Source organism: Geodermatophilus sp. URMC 65 (assembly GCF_053502545.1).
Genome location: NZ_CP199954.1, coordinates 4,866,948 through 4,888,573 on the forward strand (window position 1 = coordinate 4,866,948; position 21,626 = coordinate 4,888,573).

The 21,626-nt window shown below is 75.0% G+C and carries 18 protein-coding genes; 10 read left to right on the forward strand and 8 right to left on the reverse strand.

What is annotated here, in order from left to right; genetic code table 11:
- Positions 1-139: 139 nt before the first annotated feature.
- Complete coding sequence (locus tag ACWIX7_RS23565; RefSeq protein WP_448618828.1) at positions 140-1,528, forward strand: MFS transporter; 1,389 nt, start codon at positions 140-142, stop codon at positions 1,526-1,528.
- A 166-nt stretch (positions 1,529-1,694) separates the two neighbouring features.
- On the forward strand, positions 1,695-2,381 hold the full coding sequence (locus tag ACWIX7_RS23570) for a TetR/AcrR family transcriptional regulator (RefSeq protein ID WP_448618829.1): 687 nt from the start codon (positions 1,695-1,697) through the stop codon (positions 2,379-2,381).
- A gap of 86 nt (positions 2,382-2,467) precedes the next feature.
- Here ACWIX7_RS23570 and ACWIX7_RS23575 read toward each other — a convergent pair whose 3' ends face one another.
- Positions 2,468-2,815 carry a UBP-type zinc finger domain-containing protein gene (locus ACWIX7_RS23575; RefSeq protein ID WP_448618830.1) on the reverse strand — a complete coding sequence of 116 codons (348 nt, stop codon included), beginning with the start codon at positions 2,813-2,815 and terminating at the stop codon, positions 2,468-2,470.
- A gap of 87 nt (positions 2,816-2,902) precedes the next feature.
- On the opposite strand from ACWIX7_RS23575, the gene ACWIX7_RS23580 reads away from it, so the two are divergent.
- Positions 2,903-3,271, forward strand: coding sequence for a thioredoxin family protein (locus ACWIX7_RS23580; RefSeq protein ID WP_448618831.1), 369 nt, complete (start codon positions 2,903-2,905; stop codon positions 3,269-3,271).
- A gap of 10 nt (positions 3,272-3,281) precedes the next feature.
- On the opposite strand, the gene ACWIX7_RS23585 is transcribed toward ACWIX7_RS23580, so the two are convergent.
- Positions 3,282-4,262: a hypothetical protein gene (locus ACWIX7_RS23585; protein ID WP_448618832.1), complete on the reverse strand. Its 981-nt coding sequence runs from the start codon at positions 4,260-4,262 to the stop codon at positions 3,282-3,284.
- Positions 4,263-4,558: 296 nt separating this feature from the next.
- Here ACWIX7_RS23585 and ACWIX7_RS23590 point away from each other — a divergent pair, with 296 nt between their 5' ends.
- The 3 genes from ACWIX7_RS23590 to ACWIX7_RS23600 all read left to right on the forward strand — a co-directional run bounded on the left by ACWIX7_RS23590 (position 4,559) and on the right by ACWIX7_RS23600 (position 9,468).
- Complete coding sequence (locus ACWIX7_RS23590) at positions 4,559-6,217, forward strand: FAD-dependent oxidoreductase (protein ID WP_448618833.1); 1,659 nt, start codon at positions 4,559-4,561, stop codon at positions 6,215-6,217.
- Positions 6,218-6,255: 38 nt separating this feature from the next.
- Positions 6,256-7,689: an ATP-binding protein gene (locus tag ACWIX7_RS23595; protein ID WP_448618834.1), complete on the forward strand. Its 1,434-nt coding sequence runs from the start codon at positions 6,256-6,258 to the stop codon at positions 7,687-7,689.
- A 261-nt stretch (positions 7,690-7,950) separates the two neighbouring features.
- Complete coding sequence (locus ACWIX7_RS23600) at positions 7,951-9,468, forward strand: MFS transporter (RefSeq protein ID WP_448618835.1); 1,518 nt, start codon at positions 7,951-7,953, stop codon at positions 9,466-9,468.
- Between the two features lie 67 nt (positions 9,469-9,535).
- On the opposite strand, the gene ACWIX7_RS23605 is transcribed toward ACWIX7_RS23600, so the two are convergent.
- Complete coding sequence (locus tag ACWIX7_RS23605; protein WP_448618836.1) at positions 9,536-10,978, reverse strand: cation:dicarboxylate symporter family transporter; 1,443 nt, start codon at positions 10,976-10,978, stop codon at positions 9,536-9,538.
- A 150-nt stretch (positions 10,979-11,128) separates the two neighbouring features.
- Between ACWIX7_RS23605 and ACWIX7_RS23610 the strand changes: the two genes are divergently transcribed.
- The 3 genes from ACWIX7_RS23610 to ACWIX7_RS23620 all read left to right on the forward strand — a co-directional run bounded on the left by ACWIX7_RS23610 (position 11,129) and on the right by ACWIX7_RS23620 (position 14,350).
- Positions 11,129-12,757, forward strand: a complete 1,629-nt coding sequence (locus tag ACWIX7_RS23610; protein ID WP_448618837.1) for a sensor histidine kinase — start codon at positions 11,129-11,131, stop codon at positions 12,755-12,757.
- The gene (locus ACWIX7_RS23615) at positions 12,754-13,425 is read left to right on the forward strand and encodes a response regulator (RefSeq protein WP_448618838.1); all 672 of its coding nucleotides are present in this window, start codon (positions 12,754-12,756) and stop codon (positions 13,423-13,425) included. Before ACWIX7_RS23610 ends, ACWIX7_RS23615 begins: the two co-directional genes overlap by 4 nt.
- A 163-nt stretch (positions 13,426-13,588) precedes the next feature.
- Positions 13,589-14,350, forward strand: a complete 762-nt coding sequence (locus ACWIX7_RS23620) for a GAF domain-containing protein (RefSeq protein ID WP_448618839.1) — start codon at positions 13,589-13,591, stop codon at positions 14,348-14,350.
- A 165-nt stretch (positions 14,351-14,515) separates the two neighbouring features.
- Here the strand turns inward: ACWIX7_RS23620 and ACWIX7_RS23625 are convergent, their stop codons facing one another.
- A complete protein-coding gene (locus tag ACWIX7_RS23625) occupies positions 14,516-16,192 on the reverse strand; it encodes an FAD-dependent monooxygenase (protein ID WP_448618840.1) in 1,677 nt (558 codons plus the stop codon).
- On the reverse strand, positions 16,189-17,514 hold the full coding sequence (locus ACWIX7_RS23630; protein WP_448618841.1) for an MFS transporter: 1,326 nt from the start codon (positions 17,512-17,514) through the stop codon (positions 16,189-16,191). The genes ACWIX7_RS23625 and ACWIX7_RS23630 overlap by 4 nt, the downstream gene beginning before the upstream one ends.
- A gap of 121 nt (positions 17,515-17,635) precedes the next feature.
- On the opposite strand from ACWIX7_RS23630, the gene ACWIX7_RS23635 reads away from it, so the two are divergent.
- The gene (locus ACWIX7_RS23635) at positions 17,636-18,454 is read left to right on the forward strand and encodes an IclR family transcriptional regulator (protein WP_448618842.1); all 819 of its coding nucleotides are present in this window, start codon (positions 17,636-17,638) and stop codon (positions 18,452-18,454) included.
- On the opposite strand, the gene ACWIX7_RS23640 is transcribed toward ACWIX7_RS23635, so the two are convergent.
- The 3 genes from ACWIX7_RS23640 to ACWIX7_RS23650 all read right to left on the reverse strand — a co-directional run bounded on the left by ACWIX7_RS23640 (position 18,443) and on the right by ACWIX7_RS23650 (position 21,626).
- A complete protein-coding gene (locus ACWIX7_RS23640; protein WP_448618843.1) occupies positions 18,443-19,339 on the reverse strand; it encodes an alpha/beta hydrolase fold domain-containing protein in 897 nt (298 codons plus the stop codon). The two genes, ACWIX7_RS23635 and ACWIX7_RS23640, sit on opposite strands and share 12 nt — an antisense overlap.
- A 17-nt stretch (positions 19,340-19,356) precedes the next feature.
- Entirely contained in the window at positions 19,357-19,908 is a 552-nt protein-coding gene (locus tag ACWIX7_RS23645; RefSeq protein WP_448618844.1) for a quercetin 2,3-dioxygenase, read from the reverse strand.
- 89 nt (positions 19,909-19,997) lie between these two features.
- Positions 19,998-21,626, reverse strand: coding sequence for an MDR family MFS transporter (locus ACWIX7_RS23650; protein WP_448618845.1), 1,629 nt, complete (start codon positions 21,624-21,626; stop codon positions 19,998-20,000).

A 21,626-nucleotide genomic window follows, 5' to 3' on the forward strand; every position in this document is an offset into this window, starting at 1 on the left:
CGGGGCTTGTGTTCCACGCCACGCTAATGTACCAATTAGTTCATTGCGGACGTGGTGCCGGTCACCGCGCTCGCTCTCCGCACCGAGCACCGCCGTCCCCGCGCCCGCCGGCGCACCCCCTTCCCTCCCAGGAGGACCGATGCGCGACGCAGTGGCCGAGCCCGGCTCGCACGAGCCCAGCGAGTTCAAGAAGACGCCCAAGAAGGCCGCGGCCAGCGGCTGGATGGGCAGCGCGCTGGAGTACTACGACTTCTTCATCTACGCCCAGGCCGCCGCCCTGGTGTTCCCGACGATCTTCTTCCCGGAGTCCGACCCGCAGATCGGGATCATCGTCTCGCTGGCCACCTTCGGGGTGGGCTACGTCGCCCGGCCGATCGGGGCGTTCGTCCTCGGCCACTGGGGTGACACCCGCGGCCGCAAGAACGTGCTGGTGCTCTGCATGCTGCTGATGGGCGTGTCCACGTTCCTCGTCGCGCTGCTGCCCACCTACCAGCAGGTGGGCCTCCTGGCCCCGGCGCTGCTGGTGGCGCTGCGGCTGGTGCAGGGCTTCGCCGTCGGCGGCGAGATCTCCGGCGCCAGCGCGATGATCGTCGAGCACGCGCCCTTCGGTCGGCGCGGCTACTACGCCAGCTACACCCTGCAGGGCGTCCAGGCCGGGCAGATCCTCGCCGCCGCGGTGTTCCTGCCGCTGGCGGCGATCCTGCCCGAGGAGGCGTTCCAGTCCTGGGGTTGGCGGATCCCGTTCCTGCTGTCCGCCCTCGTGGTGATCGCCGGCGTCATCATCCGACGCCGGGTCGACGAGACGCCGGTCTTCCAGGAGGAGGCCGTGCACGGCGAGGTGCCCAAGGCGCCGATCGTCCAGGCGGTCCGGGAGAGCGGTCCGGACATGCTGCGGGTGGTCTGCATGGCGCTGATGAACGCCGTCCCGGTGGCGACCACCGTGTTCGGCGCCACCTACGCCACGCAGGAGGCGTACGGCATCGAGTTCAGCCCCGCCACCTACCTGTGGATCTCCGTGGTCGGCAACGCGGTCGCCGTGCTGCTGATCCCCTACGTCGGCAACCTGTCCGACCGCATCGGCCGGCGGCCCTGCATCATCGTCGGCGCCCTGGGCTCGACGGCGCTGTCCTTCGCCTACCTCTACGCGATCAGCCAGGGCTCCGTGGTCTGGGCCTTCGTGTTCGCCATCCTGATGTGGGGCGTCGTCTACCAGGGCTACAACGCGGTCTTCCCGGCCTTCTACCAGGAGCTCTTCCCCACGCGGACCCGGGTCACCGCCTTCGCGGTCTCGCAGAACCTGGGCACGATGATCACGGCGTTCCTGCCCACCCTGTACGCGATCATCGCCCCTGGCGACGCCAACGTGCCGCTGATCGTCGGCGGCATCACCTTCGGCATCGGGATCATCGCGGCGACGGCCGCCTGGTCGGCCCGGGAGACCCACCGGGTGCACATGGACGACCTGGGCCGCGACGACGCACCGGTGGTGCCCCGCGAGGAGTACGAGCGCATCCGCGCCTCGCTCTGAACCCCGTACCCCACCCCGGTGGCCGGGCCGACTCCCGTCGGCCCGGCCACCGGCCCCTCCGACGCCGGGGAGGCGACGTGATCGGGGATCCGGTCGACCTGCCGGGACCCGCCGCCAGCCGTCCTAGGCTCGGGGTCAGTCCACCGACGTGAAGGGGTCCGCAGCCGTGTCGTCCGCCGCCCAGCCGCTGCCCGACGAGCCCGTCCCCTCGGTCGCAGCCGTCCCCGATCCGCCGCGGCAGCGCGACGCCGAGCGCACCCGCGCGGAGATCCTCGACGTGGCCACCAGCGAGTTCGCCGACCGCGGCTACGCCGGGGCGCGGGTCGACGAGATCGCCGCCAAGACGAGCACCACCAAGCGGATGATCTACTACTACTTCGGCGGCAAGGAGCAGCTCTACGTCGCCGTCCTGGAGCGGGCCTACAAGCGGATCCGCGGCCTCGAGCAGCAGCTCGACGTCGAGCACCTCGACCCGGTGCAGGCGGTGCGCGAGCTCGCCGGGCTGACCTTCGACCACCACGAGGCCCACCCGGAGTTCATCCGGCTGGTCAGCATCGAGAACATCCACCGCGCCGAGCACATCGCCCGTTCCGAGGCGCTGTCCGGGCTGGCCAACCCGGTGCTCGACGTCCTCGGCCGGATCCTCGAGCGCGGCTGGGACGCCGGGCTGTTCCGGGACGACGTCGACGCCCTCGACGTGCACCAGGTGATCAGCGCCTACTGCGTCTTCCGGACGGCGAACCGGCACACGTGGCGCGCCCTGTTCGGCCGGGACATGCTCGACCCCGAGCGGCGCGAGCACCAGCGCCGGATGCTCGGCGACCTCGTCGTCGCCCACCTCACCGCCCGCTGAGCACGCGCCGCCGCCCCGAGTGCGACGAACTCGTGGTCATCGCGCGCTGATGACCACGAGTTCGCAGCACCCGACGGGGCCGGGCCTCAGTGCAGGCGGGACTGCCAGTCGGCCGGCACCCGGTCGCGCGGGCCCGGTGCCGGCTGGTCCAGCGGGTGGTGGGCGGGCGGCGCGAGCTCGGGGCCGGGGACGACGTCCTCGCGGGTGAAGTCCCAGAACCAGCTCTCCCCGGGCTCGAAGCTGCGGATGACCGGGTGCCCGGCCTCGGCGGCGTGCCGGCGGGCGTGCTGCGAGGGGGAGGAGTCGCAGCAGCCCACGTGCCCGCAGGCAGCGCAGCGGCGCAGGTGGAACCACCACCCACCGGTGGCCTCGCACTCCAGGCAGCCCGTGCCGCTCGGCGGCACGGACGGGTCGATCGCAGCGGCAGCGTCCACGACCGTCACGGTAGGGACGGCGCCCCGCTCCGCGGAAGCCGTCGCGCGACGGGCGGAGCACACTCGGTCCGGGGGACGGAGGTCAGCATGGGGACGGTCAGCCTCTCGGGGGACGACTTCGCGGCGGCGACGCAGGCCGCGGGGATCGTGCTGGTCGACTTCCGCGACGCGGGGTCCGGGTCGAGCCGGGCCTTCGCGCAGGTCTTCGACGCCGCCGCGCAGCGCCACCCGGACCTGCGCTTCACGACCGTCGACCTCCGCGCCGAGCCGGGGCTGGCTGCGGCGGTCGGGGTGAAGCGGGCGCCGAGCCTCATGGTCTTCCGCGACGGCGTGCCGGTGTTCGCCGAGCCGGGCTGGTTCCCCGAGGACTCCGTGGAGCTGCTCATCGCCACCGTCCGCGAGCTCGACATGGTCGCCGTCCGCGAGACCTTCCCGGAGCCGGTCCACCGCCCCTGAACGCCTGTGGTCACCCCGTGCTCCTGCGACCTCCGACGTCGGGGGACGGGACGGCGACGGGCTCTCCCGTCAGGCCACTGGGGCGAGGGGGGTTGGCGGCGTCGTTGGCAGCCGCGTCCGCCGCGCCGGTGATCTTCGCCAGGATGCCGAGGATGAAGGGCTCGGAGAAGCCGGCCGCGAAGGCGTAGACGACGAACGAACTGGTGCGGGCCGTGTTGCTCGTCGCGTCGGACCCGGGGAGCGACAGGATCGGGGACTGGAGCACCGCGTACACGAGCAGGCCCACGGCTGCTCCCACCGCCGGCTGGATCCACCACCACGCCTGGAACCCACGGGCTCTGGTGAGGTTCACCGCGTCGCGGAGCGCACGTGTGCCGCTCAGCGCCCCACCTGTGGCACCGGCCAACGCCGTGAGCAGGAGACCGCCGACGTCGTCGGCGACGATGATCCCGACGACCGTGGACGTCAGCACGAGGGCCCACAGGATCGCGCCGACCCGCTGCAGGTAGTGGGTCCTCAGCGCGGCCCGGGCCCGTTCGTGGGAACCGCGCTTGCGTCTCGCGTCGTGGTCGTGCAGGAGCCACACACGCAGGTGGGCAGCCCGTTCGGCGGCACTGGCGGACGTCGCGGGCCTCGGCACCGGGTGCTCGCTCGCGTAGGCGAGGAGTGCGTCCTCGGAGGCCAGGTCCAGCCACAGGGCCCGCAGCGCGTCCGCGAGCTCCCAGGCCTGCTCGGGCGTCGGTGGACGAGGGTCTTCGTCGCCGGTGAGCCACTCGGTCCTCCTCAGCAGCGCACGCAGCCTGCAGTCGCGCGCGTCGGACCGCATCGCCGGGTCACACAGCCGGCGCAGCCGGTCGCTGGTGTTCTCCAGCGTCTTGCGCACCTCGGGGTGTCCCACTGCGTGCCGTTGCGGCACTGCGCGGGGTGGGGGTCGCCGCTCGCCCAGGAGTCGGACGACGCGGCGCTGCGCCTCGAGGAGGTCGTCGGGCACGTCGGTGCCGGGAGCCCTGACCCCGGCCGCACCACCGTCTCGGTGCGTCGGGACCGACTCCTGGAACACGGCATCGGCCCTCCGGGTCCTCCGCGCGGACCGTCCGTCGCGGATCGCCCGCAGACTCCCGCTCGCGGCGTCACCGCAGCGTCACCGGACGATTGCTGAGCCCATAGGCGCTCGTGCCCGCGAGGCTGTCGCCGGGGCGGCACCGCGGGCTAGCGTGGCAGCAGCCGGCGACGACGCCGTCCTCCCGCACCCACCCGGCCCGCGGCGGGCCCGGACTGGAGGCCGCCATGGGCCGACCCGTGCTGCTCACCGTCGACGACGACCCGCAGGTCTCCCGCGCCGTCGCCCGGGACCTGCGCCGTCACTACGGCGAGGCGTACCGGGTGCTGCGGGCCGGCTCCGGCGGCGAGGCCCTCGAGGCGCTGCGCGAGCTGAAGCTGCGCGGCGACCCGGTGGCGGTGCTGCTGGCCGACCACCGGATGCCGGAGATGAACGGCATCGAGTTCCTCGAGCGGGCGATGGACCTGGTCCCGCGGGCCCGCCGCGCGCTGCTCACGGCCTACGCCGACACCGACGCCGCGATCGCGGCGATCAACGACGTCGACGTCGACGCCTACCTGCTCAAGCCCTGGGACCCGCCCGAGGAGAAGCTGTACCCCACCATCGACGCGATGCTGGCCGCCTGGCACGACACCCCCGACCCGGAGGTGCACGGGGTCAAGCTGGTCGGGCACCGCTGGTCGGCGCCGTCCTTCCGCGCCCGCGACCTGCTGGCCCGCAACGCCGTCCCGTACCGCTGGTTCAACGCCGACGAGCCGGACGGACAGCGGATCCTCGCCGCCGCCGGAGCCGGGCCGGACGACGTCCCCGTCGTCGTCACCGCCGACGCGCAGGTCCTCAAGCACCCCGGTGAGGCGGAGCTGGCCGCCGTCGCCGGGCTCGCCGTCGACCCGCGGGAGGAGTTCTACGACCTGGTGGTCGTGGGCGGGGGGCCGGCCGGGTTGGGCGCCGCCGTGTACGGCGCCTCCGAGGGGCTGCGCACCGTGCTGGTCGAGCGGGAGGCCACGGGCGGGCAGGCCGGGCAGAGCAGCCGGATCGAGAACTACCTGGGCTTCCCCGACGGCGTCTCCGGTGGGCAGCTGGCCGACCGGGCCCGCCGGCAGGCGGTCAAGTTCGGCGCCGAGCTGCTGCTGGCCCGCGACGTCGTGGCCCTCGAGGCGCACGGGCCCAAGCGGGTGCTGCACCTCGACGACGGCCGCCGCATCGGCGCGCACGCGGTCGTCCTCGCCACCGGCGTCTCCTACCGGAGCCTCGGTGTGGACGGCGTCGACGACCTGACCGGGCGCGGCGTCTACTACGGCTCCGCGATGACCGAGGCAGCCGCGTGCGCCGACAGCGACGTCTACATCGTGGGCGGGGCCAACTCGGCCGGGCAGGCGGCGGTGTTCTTCTCCCGGTACGCCAGCTCGGTGTGCCTGCTGGTGCGCGGTCCCTCCCTGGAGGCGTCGATGTCGGCCTACCTCATCGAGCAGATCGCCGGCATCGGGTCCATCTCGGTCCGCACCTGCACCACCGTGGCCGGCGCGCAGGGCGACGGACACCTGGAGGCGCTCACGGTGGAGGACGCGCGGACCGGTGAGCGGGAGACGTTGCCGGCCAGCCACCTGTTCGTCTTCATCGGCGGCGCGCCGCGGACCGGCTGGCTGGACGGCGTGGTGGCGCGCGACGAGCGCGGCTTCATCCCCACCGGCCCGGCGCTCCTGCGCGAGGGGCGCCGTCCCGCCGGATGGGACCTCGACCGCGACCCGTACCTGCTGGAGACCAGCCTGCCCGGCGTGTTCGTCGCCGGGGACGTGCGGGCCGACTCGGTCAAGCGCGTCGCCTCGGCGGTCGGCGAGGGCGCGATGGCGGTCACCCTGGTGCACCGCTATCTGGAGGACCGATGACCGAGCTCGCGCGGTCGTCCGAGGGGGGAGCACCACCGATGACCACGGCGGCGGCCCGGCTGGGCCCGGGGGAGCTGCGCGAGCTGTTCCTCTTCGCCGATCTGGACGACGAGCAGCTGGCCTGGGTTGCCGAGCACGGCGCCGTCGTCGCGTTCCCGGCCGGTGCGGAGGTGTCGGTCGAGGGCGAGCCGGCCCGGTGCTTCTCGGTCCTGCTCGAGGGGACGCTGAGCATGTCCCGCCGGGTGGGCGGCAGCGAGGTCGAGATCGTGCGGACGTCGCACCGCGGTGTCTACTCCGGTGCGGTGCAGTTCTACGTCGGCGAGCGGGTCGAGCAGCGCTATCCGGCGACGGTCCGGGCGGTGGCCGACTGCCGCTTCCTCGAGCTGCCCGCGGCCGAGTTCGCCGCGCAGTTCCGGCGCTGGTACCCCATGGCGGTGCACCTGCTGGAGGGCATGTTCATCGGCCAGCGGAACTCCGCCGAGCTGGTCGGGCAGCGGGAGCGGCTGCTGGCCCTCGGCAAGCTGACCGCCGGCCTCACCCACGAGCTGAACAACCCGGCCGCGGCCGCGTCGCGGGCGGCCGCCGCGCTGCGGGAGCGCTTCGCCGGGATGCGCCACAAGCTGGCCCTGCTGTCGGAGGGCCGGCTCGACGGCGCGGTGCTGCGCGCGCTCACCGGGCTGCAGGAGGAGCTGGTCGCCCGCGTGGACAGCGCCCCGGAGCTCACCGCGCTGGAGCGCTCGGACCGGGAGGACGAGCTCGGCGACTGGCTCGACGAGCGGGAGGTCGGCGGCGCGTACGAGCTGGCCGGGGTCTTCGTCGGCGCGGGTCTGGGCCCGGCGGACCTGCAGCGGGTCGCCGACGCCGTGGAGCCGGCCGCCCTGGAGTCCGCGCTGCGCTGGCTGGCCTACGCGGTGGAGACCGAGTCGCTGCTGGCCGAGATCGCCGACAGCACCGGCCGCATCTCCGGCCTGGTGGACGCCGCCCGCCAGTACTCGCAGCTGGACCGGGCCCCGTACCAGCCCACGGACCTGCACGCCGGGCTGGACGCCACGCTGGTCATGCTCAGCGCCAAGGCCCCGCCGGGCGTGCGCGTGGTCAAGGACTACGACCGGTCGCTGCCCCCGGTGCCCGGCTACCCGGGGGAGCTCAACCAGGTGTGGACCAACCTGATCGTCAACGCCCTCGATGCGATGGCGGGGGAGGGGACGCTCACCCTGCGCACCGCCCGGGACGGCGACTGCGCGCTGGTGGAGGTCGCCGACACCGGGCCGGGGATCCCCGAGGACCTGCGGCAGCGGGTGTTCGAGCCGTTCTTCACCACCAAGCCGGTCGGCCAGGGCACCGGCCTGGGCCTCGACGTGTCCTACCGCGTCGTCGTCACCCGGCACGGCGGCGACCTGCGGGTGCGCTCGGAGCCCGGCGACACCCGCTTCCAGGTGCGGCTCCCGCTGACCGAGGCGGCCGCCACCTGACTCCGTGCGGGGTGCGGGCCACGTAGACCGAGTCGAACGGGTCGTCGGGCACGCCGTGCACCGTCACGTCGACGAAACCGGCCTCGTCGAGGGACGTGGTCATCGTGCACCTCCGTGGTCGTCGGGAGTGGCCACGCCAGGAGCGCGAGGGGGCGGACAGAGCCGGAGGCCCCGTCCTGCGCCCCCGCCGGGAGCGGCGGAGTATCGGGGGGACGGCGGGCGCGCACCGGGCGCCGCCACACCAGACCCCCGGAGGCGCCCGTGACGGCCCGGCCCGACCTCGACCGGTCCGCGCGGGACGCCGACGGCGATGCGGAGGAGGAGTACCGGCCCGACCCGCGCCGCTGGCGGGCGCTGTCGGTCACCCTCGTCGCCGGGTTCATGAGCCTGCTCGACGTCAGCATCGTCTCGGTCGCACTGCCCACGCTGCAGCGCGACCTCGGGGCCTCGCCGGCGGCGGTGCAGTGGGTGGTCTCCGGCTACGCGCTGACCTTTGCGCTGATGCTCGTGCCGGCGGGCCGGCTGGGCGACGCCCTCGGCCGGCGGCGGATGTTCCTCGTCGGGCTGGCGGGCTTCGTGCTGTGCAGCGCGGCGGCCGGCGCGGCACCGAGCGTGGGGCTGCTCATCGCGGCCCGCCTGGCCCAGGGGCTGGCGGCCGGGGTCCTGGCCCCGCAGAACTCCGGGCTGATCCAGCAGCTGTTCCGCGGCGGCGAGCGGGGCCGGGCGTTCGGGCTGTTCGGCGCCGTCGTGGGGGTGTCGACCGCGGTGGGGCCGATCGCCGGCGGGCTGCTGCTGCGGGTGGCCGACTGGCGCTGGATCTTCTACGTCAACGTGCCGATCGGCGTCATCGCGTTCGTCCTCGCCTGGCGGCTGCTGCCCCGGAGCGGGGCGGGCGGGCGCGGGCACATCGACGTCGGCGGGGTCCTGCTGCTCGGCGGCGGGGCGCTGGCCCTGCTGCTCCCGCTGGTGCAGGCGGAGGCCGGCGGGCTCTCGCAGCTGTGGTGGCTCTTCCCGGTCGGCGTGCTCGTGATGGGCGGCTTCGTCGCCTGGGAGCGGCGGGTGGTCAGGCGCGGTGGGGAGCCGGTGTTCGACCCGCGGCTGGTCACCCAGACCCGCGGCTACGGCCTCGGGGCGGCGCTGGGGACCGTCTACTTCGTCGGCTTCAGCGGCATCTGGCTGGTCTTCGCGCTGTTCTTCCAGACCGGCCTGGGGCTCACCCCGCTGCAGTCGGGCCTGGCGGTCACGCCGTTCGCGCTGGGCTCGGCGACCGCCGCTGTCGTGGCCGGACGGCTGGTCGAGCGCGTCGGGCGGCTGCTCACCGTCATCGGCCTGGTCGGGGTGCTGACCGGCCTGGGGGCGACGGTCGCCGTCCTGCTCCTCGTGCCGGCCGACGCCGTCCCCTGGGCGGTGGCCCCCGCGCTGCTGGTCGGCGGGCTCGGCGGCGGTTTCGTCATCTCGCCGAACATCACGATGACGCTGCGCGACGTCCCGGTGCGGATGGCCGGCGCGGCCGGGGGCGGGTTGCAGACCGCGCAGCGCTTCGGCGCGGTCATCGGGACGGCGGCGCTGCCCGGCCTGTTCTACGTCGTCCTCGGCGCCACCGCCCAGGACTACTCGGCCGCTGCGGCCGCGGGCCTGGCCGTCGCCCTCGCCGGGATCGTCGCGGCCCTCGTGCTCGCCGTCGTCGACCTGCGCCGCACCCGGCGGCAGGACCGGGTGGACGCGGCCGAGCACGACCACGGCGCCCGGCACCGGCACGGGCACGCCGCCCACTCCTGAGCCGACGCAGGGGGTGTCCGGCCCGTGATCGGGCCGGACACCCCCTGGTGTCGGGTGCGTTGCCGCGTCAGCGCACCGAGGTCTCCGCAAGCCTGGCCTGCGCGTCGCCCGCGTCCCGCTGACCGGGGCCGGCGTTGGTAGCGGAGGCCGGGAGTTCGTCACCGTGCGAGGCCAGGTAGTCGTCGTGCTCGTCGAGCATGGTGGCCTCGTCGAACGGCTCGCGGCCCGAGAGCGCCGCGGACAGCTGCTCGCGGTCGAGCTCCTTGGTCCAGGTGGCGATCAGGACGGTGGCGATCGCGTTGCCCGCGAAGTTGGTCACCGCCCGGGCCTCGGACATGAAGCGGTCGATGCCGACGATCAGGCCGACGCCGTCCAGCAGGTCGGGACGGTGGGCCGAGAGCCCACCGGCCAGCGTGGCCAGGCCCGCGCCGGTGACACCCGCCGCCCCCTTCGAGGCGATGATCATGAAGACCAGCAGCCCGATCTGCTCACCGAGCGACAGCGGGTCACCCAGCGCCTCGGCGATGAACAACGAGGCCATCGTCAGGTAGATGGCGGTGCCGTCGAGGTTGAACGAGTACCCCGTCGGGACGACGATGCCGGCGACCGGCTGGCTCACGCCGGCGTGCTCCATCTTGGCGATCAGCCGCGGCAGGGCGGTCTCCGACGACGAGGTGGAGACGATCAGCAGGAACTCGCGGCCCAGGTACTTCAGCAGCGAGAAGACGTTGATCTTGGCGACCAGGCGCAGCAGCAGGCCGAGGACGACGATCACGAAGACCGCGCAGGTGGCGTAGAAGCCCAGCATGATGATCGCGAGGCTCTTCAGCGCGTCGATCCCGGTCTCGCCGACGACGGCGGCGATCGCGCCGAACGCGCCGATCGGGGCGACCCACATGACCATCGCGAGGATGCGGAAGACCAGCCGCTGGAAGTGCCCGATGCCCCGCAGGATGGGCTCGCCGGCCCTGCCCATGGCCTGGATGGCGAAGCCGGTCAGCAGGGCCACCAGCAGCGCCTGCAGCACCGAGCCCTCGGTCAGCGCCGACACCAGCGTGGTGGGGATGAGGCCCAGCAGGAAGTCGACGGTGCCTCCGCTCTCGTGAGCCGTGCCGGCCAGCTCGGCACCCTCGCCGCGCAGCTCCTCGGACAGCTGCAGCCCGTCACCGGGGCTCAGGATGTTGCCGACGACGAGCCCGATCGCCAGGGCGATCGTGGACATGAGGATGAAGTAGCCCAGCGCCAGCCCGCCGATGCGGCCGACCTTGGCCGCCTGCCGGATGGCGCCGATGCCCAGCACGATGGTGCAGAAGATGACCGGCGCGATGAGCATCTTGATGAGGCCCACGAAGGCCGTCCCGAGCCACTTGAGCGAGACGGCGAACTCGGGGAAGGCGAAACCGACCGCGATGCCGGCGAGCACCGCGCCGATGACCGCGATGTAGAGCCAGTGCGTGCGGTCCCGCCGCTTCGCGGGCGGCGGCGCGTCAGCGACGGTGCCTGAGGCCATGACTGCTCCTGGGGTCCGGGGGGATGGGGCGGCCCGTGATGCGGGCCACTGCACAAACGGTGCGGGTACCCGGTGACCGCCGTCACGCATTCGTTCATTGCGTACACGCCGGTCGCTGCACCGAGGCGCCGACGCGGGACACTCGCGGACGTGCGCGTTCCCGACCCGCTGTCGCACCGCCGCCGGGGGGACGCGAGCCTGGCCCGGCGGTTGTTGCTGCTCCAAGCGCTGGTCGTGGCCGTGGTCGTGCTGACGGCCATGGTCGTGGCCTACCTCGACGCCCGCCAGGCGGTCCGGGCCGCCGCCGAGGAGGAGACCACGGCGATCGTCGAGAGCATCGCCGACTCACCCCTGGTGATCGACGCGGTGACCGGTCCCGACCCGACCGCGGTGCTGCAGCCCTACGTCGAGGCGGTCCGCGCCGACACCGGGACGTCGTTCATCACCGTCCTGGCCCCCGACCGGACCCGGTACACCCACCCCGACCCCGACGAGATCGGCCGGCCGTTCCTCGGCAGCATCGCGCCGGCCCTGGACGGGGAGACGTTCACCGAGACCTACACCGGCACCCTGGGCCCGTCGGTGCGCGCCACCGGTCCCGTGGTCGACGCCGACGGGGACGTCGTGGCGATCGTCTCGGCGGGGGTCACCGTCGAGGCCATCGGCGAGGACCTCGCCGCCGCCGTCCCCGGCATCCTCGGGACGGCGACGGCCACGCTGGCCGTCGGCGCCCTCGGCAGCTGGGCGCTCTCCCGGCGGCTGCGGCGGCAGACGCACGGGCTCTCGCCGGCGCAGCTCGCGCGGATGGTCGACTACCACCACGCCGTGCTGCACGCCGTCCGGGAGGGCCTGCTGCTGGTGGACGACGAGCAGCGGGTGCAGCTGGTCAACGACGAGGCCCGGCGCCTGCTCGGGTTGGCCGACGACCCCACCGGCAAGCACGTCGGCGAGCTGGGGCTGGCGCCGGAGCTCACCGCCGCGCTCACCCAGCAGCGCACCGCCGTCGACGAGGTGCACGTGACCGGCACCCGGGTGCTCGTGGTCAACCAGGCCCCGCCGCGGCCGGGGGGCCGCTCCGCCGGGGCGGTGGTGACCCTGCGCGACCACACGGAGCTGCAGGCGCTGACCGGCGAGCTGGACAGCGTGCGCTCCTTCGCCGAGTCGCTGCGCGCCCAGGCGCACGAGGCGGCCAACCGGCTGCACACCACCGTGTCGCTGGTCGAGCTCGGCCGCACCCAGGAGGCGATCGACTTCGCCACCGCCCAGCTGGCCTCGGCCCAGCAGCTCACCGACCGGGTGGTCGACGCCGTCGGTGACCCGGTCCTGGCGGCGCTGCTCCTGGGCAAGGCCGCGACGGCGCACGAGCGCGGCGTGCTGCTGGAGGTCGACCCGGCGACGGCGGTGGGGGAGACCCGCATCCCCGGCGGCGACCTGGTCACGATCGTCGGCAACCTGCTCGACAACGCGATCGACGCCGCCCTGGCCGGCGACCCGCCGCGGGAGGTGCAGTTCGCCGCCGAGGTCGACGGCGGGCGGCTGGAGATCCGGGTCGAGGACACCGGGCCCGGCGTCCGCGAGGAGGACCTGCCGCGGGTGTTCGAGCGCGGCTGGAGCACCAAGGAGACGGCCGCCGCGCCCACCGGGCTCGGTCGCGGGCTGGGGCTGGCGCTGGTCGCCCAGGCCGTCGCCCGGCACGGCGGCACGCTCACCGTGCGGCCCGGGCCGGGGGCGCTGTTCACCGTCACCCTGCCCGTCGGCGTCCCGGCGGTGTCCCGGTGATCCGCGTGCTGGTCGTCGAGGACGAGCCGGTCGCCGCCGAGGCGCACCGCGCCTACGTCGACCGGACGCCGGGCTTCACCACCGCGGCGGTCGCCGGCACCGGGGCCGCGGCCCTGGACGCGCTGGCCCGCCAGCCGGTCGACCTGGTGCTGCTGGACATGAACCTGCCCGACGGCCACGGCATCGACCTGTGCCGGCGGATCCGCGGCGCCGGCGCCCAGGTCGACGTCCTCGCCGTCACCTCGGCGCGGGAGCTGGCCACTGTGCGCGCCGCGGCCGCCCACGGCGTCGTCGGCTACCTGCTCAAGCCGTTCACCTACCCGGCGCTGCGCGACCGTCTGGCCGCGTACGCCGAGTACCACGCGCGGCTGCACGCCGGCGGGGACGCCGCCGGGCAGGACGACGTCGACCGCGTGCTCGGCGGGGTGCGTCCCAGCCGGCCGGCGCCGCTGCCCAAGGGGATGGGCCGGGAGACCCTCGACGCGGTCGTGGCCGCGGTGCGCGCCGCCCACGAGGGGCTGTCGGCCGCGCAGACCGCCGAGTTGATCGGGGCCTCGCGGATCACCGCCCGCCGCTACCTGGAGTACCTCGCCGACACCGGGCTGGTCGACCGGGCGCCGCGCTACGGCGGTGCCGGCCGCCCCGAGCTGGAGTACCGCTGGCGCTGAGCCGCGACGCCCCCCGGGGCGGTAGCGTGGACCCGAGCGTCGGACAGCGCCGGCGCTCCTCGTGCGTCACTCCCGCGGCGTACCCGAGCACCGGCCCCGGCTCGCGGGGTCCTGGAGCTGAGGTCGTCCAGCCTCTTCCGGTGGACGACCGGAGGGCGCCGCCATGTCGAGGAACGAGCTGCCGGACCCCCTCGACCCGGTCGAGGCGCTGGAGCGGTTGAGCCGCCTCACCTTCCGCGAGCACGGCATGAGGTCGCTGCTGCAGACGGTGGCCGACCTGGCCAAGGAGGTCATGCCCGGCGACCCGGAGGCGTCGGTGTCCCTGCTGATCAACGACAGGCCGAGCACGGCGGTGTTCACCGGCGAGCTGGCGCGCGCCTGCGACGAGAGCCAGTACGGCCGCGGCTACGGACCCTGCCTGCACGCTGCCGGCACCGGCGAGGTGGTCGAGATCGCCGACGCGCGGGCGGACACGCGGTGGGGGGACTACACGGCGTACGCCGTCGAGCGCGGAGCCCTCAGTTCGCTGTCGGTCCCGCTGCCGATCACCGAGGGCATCGCAGGGGCGGTGAACGTCTACGCCCGCAAGCCGCACGCCTTTGGCGAGGACAGCCGCTCGGCGGCCATCCGGTTCGCCGGCCACGCCGCCGTGGTCGCCGCGAACATGTACGCCTACGAGGAGGCCCGCGACCTGGCCGAGCACCTCGAGCGCAGGGTGGGGTCGCGGGCGGTCGTCGAGCGGGCCACGGGCATGCTCATGGAGCGCCACGGGCTCACCGTCGAGCAGGCGCAGCAGGCCCTGGCCCGGGTGGCGCGGTACACCGACACCAGGGTGAAGGACATTGCGGGCGGTCTCGTGCGGACCGGCGAGCTCCCGGACGACGGAGGTCCGGCGGCTGACCTGCTCGGGGGCACGAGTCCCTGACTGCCCGCGGAGCCGGCGGATGTGCGGTCCCGGTGGCCTCAGCACCCGCCGAGACCACCGGGACCGCGCAGCGGTTCCGATGACGGCGGGGTCAGCCGTGCGGGAGGCGCGGTACGGGGCGCACGGGGAACGGCTCCGGGGTGTCGTGGTCGCGGAGGACGCCGCTCATGCCCGCCGTCCTCCCTCGTCGTCGGTGCTGCCCCAGCCGCAGGCCCGCTCCAGCGCTCCGGCCGCGGCCGCGGGGTCGGCCCCGCGCCAGGCCACGTGCTGGTCGGGGCGGACCAGCAGGAACGGCGCGCCCCAGGTCTCGCGCAGCGGGGCGCCGCCGGACGCCACGTCGCCGTCCCCCAGCCGGACGACGGTCAGCGGGATCCCGCGGCGCGCCGCCGCCTCGCGGACCGGCCCGGGATCGCCGTCGGCCAGGGCGAGCAGCGTGAACCCGCGGCCCAGCAGGTCGTAGGCCGAGCGCCCGCCGGTCAGCCAGCGGTGCGGCAGCAGGCAGCCGGGGTGCGCCGAGGGGGTGTAGCGGATCGGGTCGTCGGCCGGCAGGTCGCTGCCGTCGTCGCTGGTCAGCGGCGAGGCGGCGTACTGGTAGCCCAGCACCAGGCCCAGCGAGTGGAACTCGCTGTCCTTGACCTCGAGCGCCACGGCGACCTCCTTGCGGAGGAGGTCGGCCTCCGGGCCCTCCTCGCCCAGCCGCGGGTCGGCGAAGTGGTGCGCGAGGGCCCGGTCGTTCGCGCCGGCGTCGGCGATGGTGCGGGCGGCGACCGGACGGCGCTCGGCCTCGTAGCTGGCCAGCAGGCCCGGCCCGCCCCAGCCCTGCAGGACCGCGGCGGCCTTCCACCCGGCGTTGACCGCGTCACCGACGCAGGTGTTGAAGCCGTGCCCGCCCCACGGCGGGTTGAGGTGGGCGGCGTCCCCGACCAGCAGCACCCGGCCGGTGCCGTAGGAGTCGGCGAGCAGCATCCGCGCCACCCACGGGTCGGTGGCGACCACCTCCACGTCGACCGGCTCGCCGACCAGCGCGTGCACGAGCGCGACCGGGTCGACGTCGTCGGCGCGCACGTCCACCCCCTGCACGATCGCCCACCACGTGTCGGCCGGGTCCAGCCGCCCGACGATGCCGGCCGCGCCCGGGGCCATCACCCAGGAGTGGACGGCGCCCGCGAACGGCACCCGCTCGGCCAGGCCGGGCGCGCGGAACAGGATGCTCAGGTTCGGCTTCTCGCCGGAGCCCCCCTCGTAGCGGGCGCCCAGCGCCGTCCGGGCGACGCTGCCGCCGCCGTCGGCGCCGAGCACCAGGTCGGCGCGCACGAGCGAGGTGCCGCCGTCGGCGTCCTGGACGGTCACGTCCACGCCGTCGTCGTCCTGCCGCAGGCCGGTGACGCGGGCGCCGGTCAGCAGCCGGGCGTGCGCGGAGGCCTGCACCGCCGCGCGCAGCACCTCCTCGATGACCGGCTGCGGCACCTGCTGGCCGGCCTCCGGGAACTCCTCCCGGCGGGTGGCGTACAGCTGGAAGGCGTGCTCGAAGCGGCGCACCTCGTAGCCCAGCAGCGTGGAGCAGAAGACGACGTCCTGCGCCTCCTCGACCGGCAGGGGTGCCGCCGCGCGGAGCCGGTCGGCGACCCCCCAGCGGCGCAGGTGGGTCATCGTGCGGGCGTTGGTGGTCTTGGCGCGGGGGCGCAGCGGGTCCACGGTGACGCGGGGCTCGACCACCAGGCTGGCCACGCCGTGGGTGTCCAGCTCCAGCGCGGCGGCCAGGCCGGCCGGGCCGCCGCCGACCACGAGGACGGGCACGTGCCGGCTCGCCGTGCCCATGGGGGACCTCGCGAGCTCGGTCACGCGGCACCCCCGGTGGTGGCGGCGGGACGGGGCGCGGCGACGACGGGGACCTCGGTCCGCGAGCGCGGCAGGCGGCTCATGACCAGCGCGCCGAGCAGCGCAGGGACGGCGAAGGCGACCGCGCTGGCGACCACCGCGCTCCCACCGCCGACGAACAGGGCGCCGTAGGTCGGCCCGACGATGGCGCCCACCCGGCCCACGCCGAGCGCCCAGCCCAGCCCGGTGGCGCGGGCGCCCGCCGGGTAGAAGCCGGCGACGTGGTCGTTGAGCAGGTTCTGGGTGCCCAGCCCGCCGAAGCCCGCGACGGCGACCAGGACGAGCACCACACCCGTGGGCGGCTGCGAGGCCAGGAGCGCGAGGGCTGTCGTGGCCGCGGCGAAGCCGGTCAGCACCATCGCCTTGGCGCCCAGGCGCTGGGCGAGGTGCGCGGCGACCAGCGTGCCGACGATGCCGCCGGCGCTGTAGACGAGCAGGAAGGCCACCGACGAGCTCAGGCCGTAGCCGGCGGTGCGCATGATCTGCGGCAGCCAGGTGCTCAGCCCGAACAGGGTCAGCAGGCTGCAGATGGTCACGATCCAGATGCCGATGGTGGCCGGGCCCATGCCGTCGGCGAACAGCGTCCGCACCGGCGAGCGGCGGCCGGCCGGCGCGGGCACGGCGGTGGCTGGGGCGGGCAGCCCGAAGGCGGCGGCGATCCCGTCGGCCTCGGCGGTGCGGCCCCGGGCGCGCAGGTACGCCGGCGACTCGGGCAGCAGGCGCAGCGCGACCGGCACGAGCAGCAGCGGGACGACGCCCAGGCCGTAGACCAGCTGGAAGCCGTGCTCGGCCAGCAGCGCGACCGACGCCGCCGAGGCGAGCAGGCCGCCGAGCGGCGGGCCGGTGAGCACCGCGCCGAGGATGCGCGAGCGGTGCTGCGGCGCCGCGAACTCGCTCGTCAGCGCGATCGCCGTGGGCAGCAGGCCGCCGATGCCGAGGCCGGCGAGGAAGCGGAACGCGGCGAAGACGCCGAAGGAGGGCGCCAGCCCGCAGCCGAGCATCGCGAGGGAGAACAGCGCGACCGAGGCGGCGAAGAGCCGGCGGCGGCCGAGCAGGTCGGTCAGCGTCCCGGCGACCAGCGAGCCGCAGAGCATGCCGACCAGGCCGAGGCTGGCGACCGCGCCCACCGACGCGGGCGTGGCGCCCCAGTCGGGTGCGGCCAGCAGCCCCGGCACGGTGGCGCCGTAGGCGAACAGGTCGTACCCGTCGGCGGTCAGGGCCAGCCAGCAGAGCACGGGCACGAGGAGCGCGGATCGGGACGGGGTGCGCGAGGCGAGGGTGTCCACGCGGGTCTCCGGGGAGTCGGGGGAGGGGGCGGGCGGCCGCTGCGCCAAGAGTGGGTGGCGCGGGTCACCCGATCCGACGGGGTTGCCATCCAATGGCAGACCGAGGTGCCAGGATCCCCGCGTGGACGAGGACCCGGGACCCCCTCCGCCCGCGCGCGGCAAGCGGCCGCCGCAGGGCGATCCCGTCGTCGACCGAGCGCTGGCCCTGCTGGCCGCCTTCGACGACGGCCACCGCCGGCTGACGCTGTCGGACCTGGCGCGGCGGGCCGGGACGCCGCTGAGCACCACCCGCCGGCTGGCCGAGCGGCTGGTCGCCTGGGGCGCGCTGGAGCGGGCCGACGAGGGCGGTTACGTGGTCGGCCTGCGGCTGTGGGAGGTCGGGTCGCTCGCGCCGCGCGCACTGGGCCTGCGCGAGGTCGCGATGCCGTTCATGGACGACCTGTACGAGGCGACCCGCCAGCACGTGCTGCTCGCCGTCCTCGACGGGGACGCCGCCCTGCTGGTGGAGCGGCGGTCCTCGCGGGCCGCCGTCCCGGTGCAGTACCGCGTCGGCGACCGGCTGCCGCTGCACATGACCGGGGTCGGCCGGCTGCTGCTGGCCCACGCGCCGGCCGAGCTGCAGGAGCGGGTGCTGCGCGGTGAGGTCGGCGGCCGGTCCGACGACCCGCCGCCGCAGCCGGCCGCGCTGCGCCGGGAGCTCGCCGAGATCCGCCGCAGGGGGATCGGGGTCATCAACCGGCGCCGGCCCGCGCCGGTGGTGTCGGTGGCCGCACCGGTGTGGGATGCCGCGGGGCGCGTGGCGGCGGCGCTGTCGATCGTGGTGCCGGCCGGTGGCGCCGGCCCGCGGACGATCGAGCCGGCGGTGCGGGCCGCGGCCCGTGCGGTGTCGCGCGGGCTGGGTGCCCCGGCCGCGGGGCGGCCGGGGCCGTCAGCGGGCTGAGCGGAGGAAGGCGATCGTCCGGGCCAGCGCGTCGTCCGCCGCCTCCGGGCTGCCCAGCCACATGTGGTCGGCGCCGTCGTAGGTCGTGAGCTCGACCGACACACGGGCGTCCTGCAGCGCGTCGCGCAGCCGCTCGCTCTGCACGCAGGGGATGAGCCGGTCGGCCCGCCCGTGCAGCAGGAGGAACGGCGGCGCGCCGGGGGAGACGTGTGCGACCGGGCTGGCCTGCGCCGCGCGGTCGGGCACGGCCGCGACGGGCGCGCCGAGCAGCTGCGCCTCCCGGGAGTCGGCGGCCGCCGGGTCGGTGCCGAGGTCCCCGGGCAGAGCGGGCAGGTCGGTGGGCGGGTACCAGGCGGCGACCGCGGCCACCGCGCTCGAGGGGCCGGTCACCCCGACGTCCCCCTCCAGCTCCGGGTCGCCCGCGGTCAGGCCCAGCAGCGCGGCGAGGTGGCCGCCGGCCGACTCGCCCCACGCGTGCACCCGCCCGGGGTCGACACCCAGTTCGCCGGCGCGGGCGCGCAGCCAGCGGACGGCCGCCTTGACGTCGTGCAGCTGGGCCGGCCACACCGCCTCGCCGGAGAGCCGGTGGTCGACCGAGGCGACCGCGATCCCGGCGCGGGCGACCGCCTCGAACGCCGACGGCCGCCGCCCGGCGTAGGCGGGCCCCGCGGAGTGCCGGCTGCCCAGCCGCCACCCGCCGCCGTGCACGAAGACGACGACCGGGGCCGGTCGCTCGGCGGGCAGGTACAGGTCCAGCTCGAGCGGGCGGGCGCCGGACAGCGCCGCGTACGGGACGCCGGCGAGCACCGTGACGCCCGCGCCGGCCTCCCACGCCGGCGGCAGCGGAGCGGTGTGTGCGGGCGGGAGCAGCGGGCGGTCGGGCACGCGTCGCCCTCCTGGGGTCAGGCGTCGGGCCAGTCGACGTCGCGGAGGAACTGCATCCGGTGCGCCTGCGCGGCGGCCTGCATGCGGGGCGGGTCGGGGACGAACGGCGGCTGCTCGCTAGGCACGTCGGTCGGCGCCCCCATGTGCTGGAAGAACCGCTCGAACCCGCCGGTGACGACCCCCAGCATCCGGCTGGGCCGCTCGACGCGGTAGGCGTGCGGCAGACCGGCCGGCACGAAGCCGAAGTCGCCCGGGCCCAGGAGCCGGGACGTCTTCTCGCCCCGCCGGTCCTGCACGAACACGCGCACCGCGCCGTCCACGACGTAGAACACCTCGTGCGTGGCGTCGTGCGCGTGGGTCGGGATGACGTCGCCGGCCGGGCAGTCGGCGGTGATGACGCCGAACTGGCCCTCGGTCTCGTCGCCGCTGAGCAGGACGGTGAACAGGTCGCCGAAGAGCCGGGCGTGCTCGCCCTCGCCCCGCTGGAGGAAGAAGGGCTCGGGTGCGCCGGGCAGCAGGCCGCGCCACTGCGGCCCCTGCTCCGGATCGGTCAGGTACTCGAAGCTCATGGCTGCTCCCGGGCCGGGCGGACGACGTCCCGGGCAGCGTGGGGAACGCCGGTCCCGCCCGGCCAGTGGCTTGCCATTGGACGGCAGGGTCAGCGCGCCGGGGTGGCCTCGAGCGCGTCGTCGTCCCTGCGGTCGACGTCGTCCCCGGCGACCGCCTCGCCGCGGGCGACCAGGCCGGCGACGTCGGACAGCGGGATCTCCCTGAGGAACAGCGCCAGCAGCAGCGCGACGGCGAAGGCCGGCAGCAGGTAGCCGAACACCGGGGCCAGGGCGCCGGCGTAGGCGTCGACGATCGCCGTCCGCAGCGGCTCGCCGGCCGCCTCGACCGCCTGCGGCACCAGGCTGTCCGGCGAGGTGATGCCGGCCGCGACCGCCTGCTGGGCGTTGTCCTGCAGTGCGCCGGTGAGGTTCTCGGCCAGCCGGTTGGTGAAGACCGTGCCGAAGACCGCGACGCCGAGGGTGGCGCCGACCTCGCGGAAGTAGTTGTTGGTCGAGGTGGCCGTGCCCAGGTCGCGCGGGGAGACCGCGTTCTGCGCCACGAGGACGACGACCTGCATGACCAGGCCGAGGCCCAGGCCCATGACGAACAGCATCGTGCAGATGGTGACCAGCGAGGTGTCGCCGGACAGCGTGGTCATCCAGAGCATCGCCGCGGCGATGACCAGCACGCCGGCGATGGGGAAGGCCTTGTACCGGCCGGTCCTCGTGGTCGCGACGCCCGAGCCGATGGCCGTGGTGAACAGGCCGGCCATCATCGGCAGCATCAGCAGGCCCGAGCTGGCCGCCGAGGTGCCCGAGGCCATCTGCAGGAACGTGGGCATGAAGGCGATGGCCGAGAACATGCCCAGGCCGATCGCGGCGCCGAGCGCCGTGGCCACGACGAAGGTCGGGTTGCCGAAGAGGGACAGCGGCACGATCGGCTGCACGGCGCGCTGCTCGACCAGCACGAAGGCCAGCACCGAGACGGCGAAGGCGGCCATCAGGGCGAGGGTCCAGCCGTCGGTCCAGCCGCGGTCGCCGCCGGAGTCGGTGGCGAACACCAGCGAGGTGGTCGCGGCCGACAGGGTGACGATGCCGGCGTAGTCGACCGGCTCGGTGTTGCGCTTGCGCGGCAGCGTCAGGGCGAACCAGCCGATGACCAGCGCGGCGACGCCGACCGGGACGTTGATCCAGAAGCACCACTGCCAGCCGAGGCTCGCGTGGTCGGTGAAGAACCCGCCGACGAGCGGGCCGGCGACCGCGGCCAGGCCGAAGACGGCGCCGAGCGGGCCGAGGTACTTGCCGCGCTCCCGGGCCGGGACGACGTCGGCGATGATCGCCTGCGACAGGATCATCAGCCCGCCGCCGCCCAGGCCCTGCACGCCGCGCCAGAACACGAACCAGGTGAAGTTGGTGGACAGCGCCGCCCCGACGCTGGCGGCGGTGAACAGCGCGATCGCGAGCAGGAACAGGGTGCGGCGTCCCCACAGGTCGCCGAACTTGCCGTAGATCGGCATGACCAGCGTGCTGGCCAGCAGGTAGGTCGTCGTCACCCAGGCCATGTGCGAGACGCCGCCGAGGTCGCCGACGATGGTCGGCATCGCCGTCGAGACGATGGTCTGGTCGAGGCTGGAGACCAGCATCCCGGCGATCAGCGCCGAGAAGACGAGGTTGATCCGGCGCCGGGTGAGGACGAACAGCGGTGCGTCGTCCGTCGCGGTCGGGGTGGGGGCGTGCAC

What these genes read in the sequence shown, in the direction of transcription:
- ACWIX7_RS23565 (WP_448618828.1), top strand. Translation starts at nt 140, where the DNA reads ATGCGCGACGCAGTGGCCGAGCCCGGCTCGCACGAGCCCAGCGAGTTC.
- ACWIX7_RS23580 (WP_448618831.1), top strand. Translation starts at nt 2,903, where the DNA reads ATGGGGACGGTCAGCCTCTCGGGGGACGACTTCGCGGCGGCGACGCAG.
- ACWIX7_RS23590 (WP_448618833.1), top strand. Translation starts at nt 4,559, where the DNA reads ATGGGCCGACCCGTGCTGCTCACCGTCGACGACGACCCGCAGGTCTCC.
- ACWIX7_RS23595 (WP_448618834.1), top strand. Translation starts at nt 6,256, where the DNA reads ATGACCACGGCGGCGGCCCGGCTGGGCCCGGGGGAGCTGCGCGAGCTG.
- ACWIX7_RS23605 (WP_448618836.1), bottom strand. Translation starts at nt 10,978, where the DNA reads ATGGCCTCAGGCACCGTCGCTGACGCGCCGCCGCCCGCGAAGCGGCGG.
- ACWIX7_RS23620 (WP_448618839.1), top strand. Translation starts at nt 13,589, where the DNA reads ATGTCGAGGAACGAGCTGCCGGACCCCCTCGACCCGGTCGAGGCGCTG.
- ACWIX7_RS23645 (WP_448618844.1), bottom strand. Translation starts at nt 19,908, where the DNA reads ATGAGCTTCGAGTACCTGACCGATCCGGAGCAGGGGCCGCAGTGGCGC.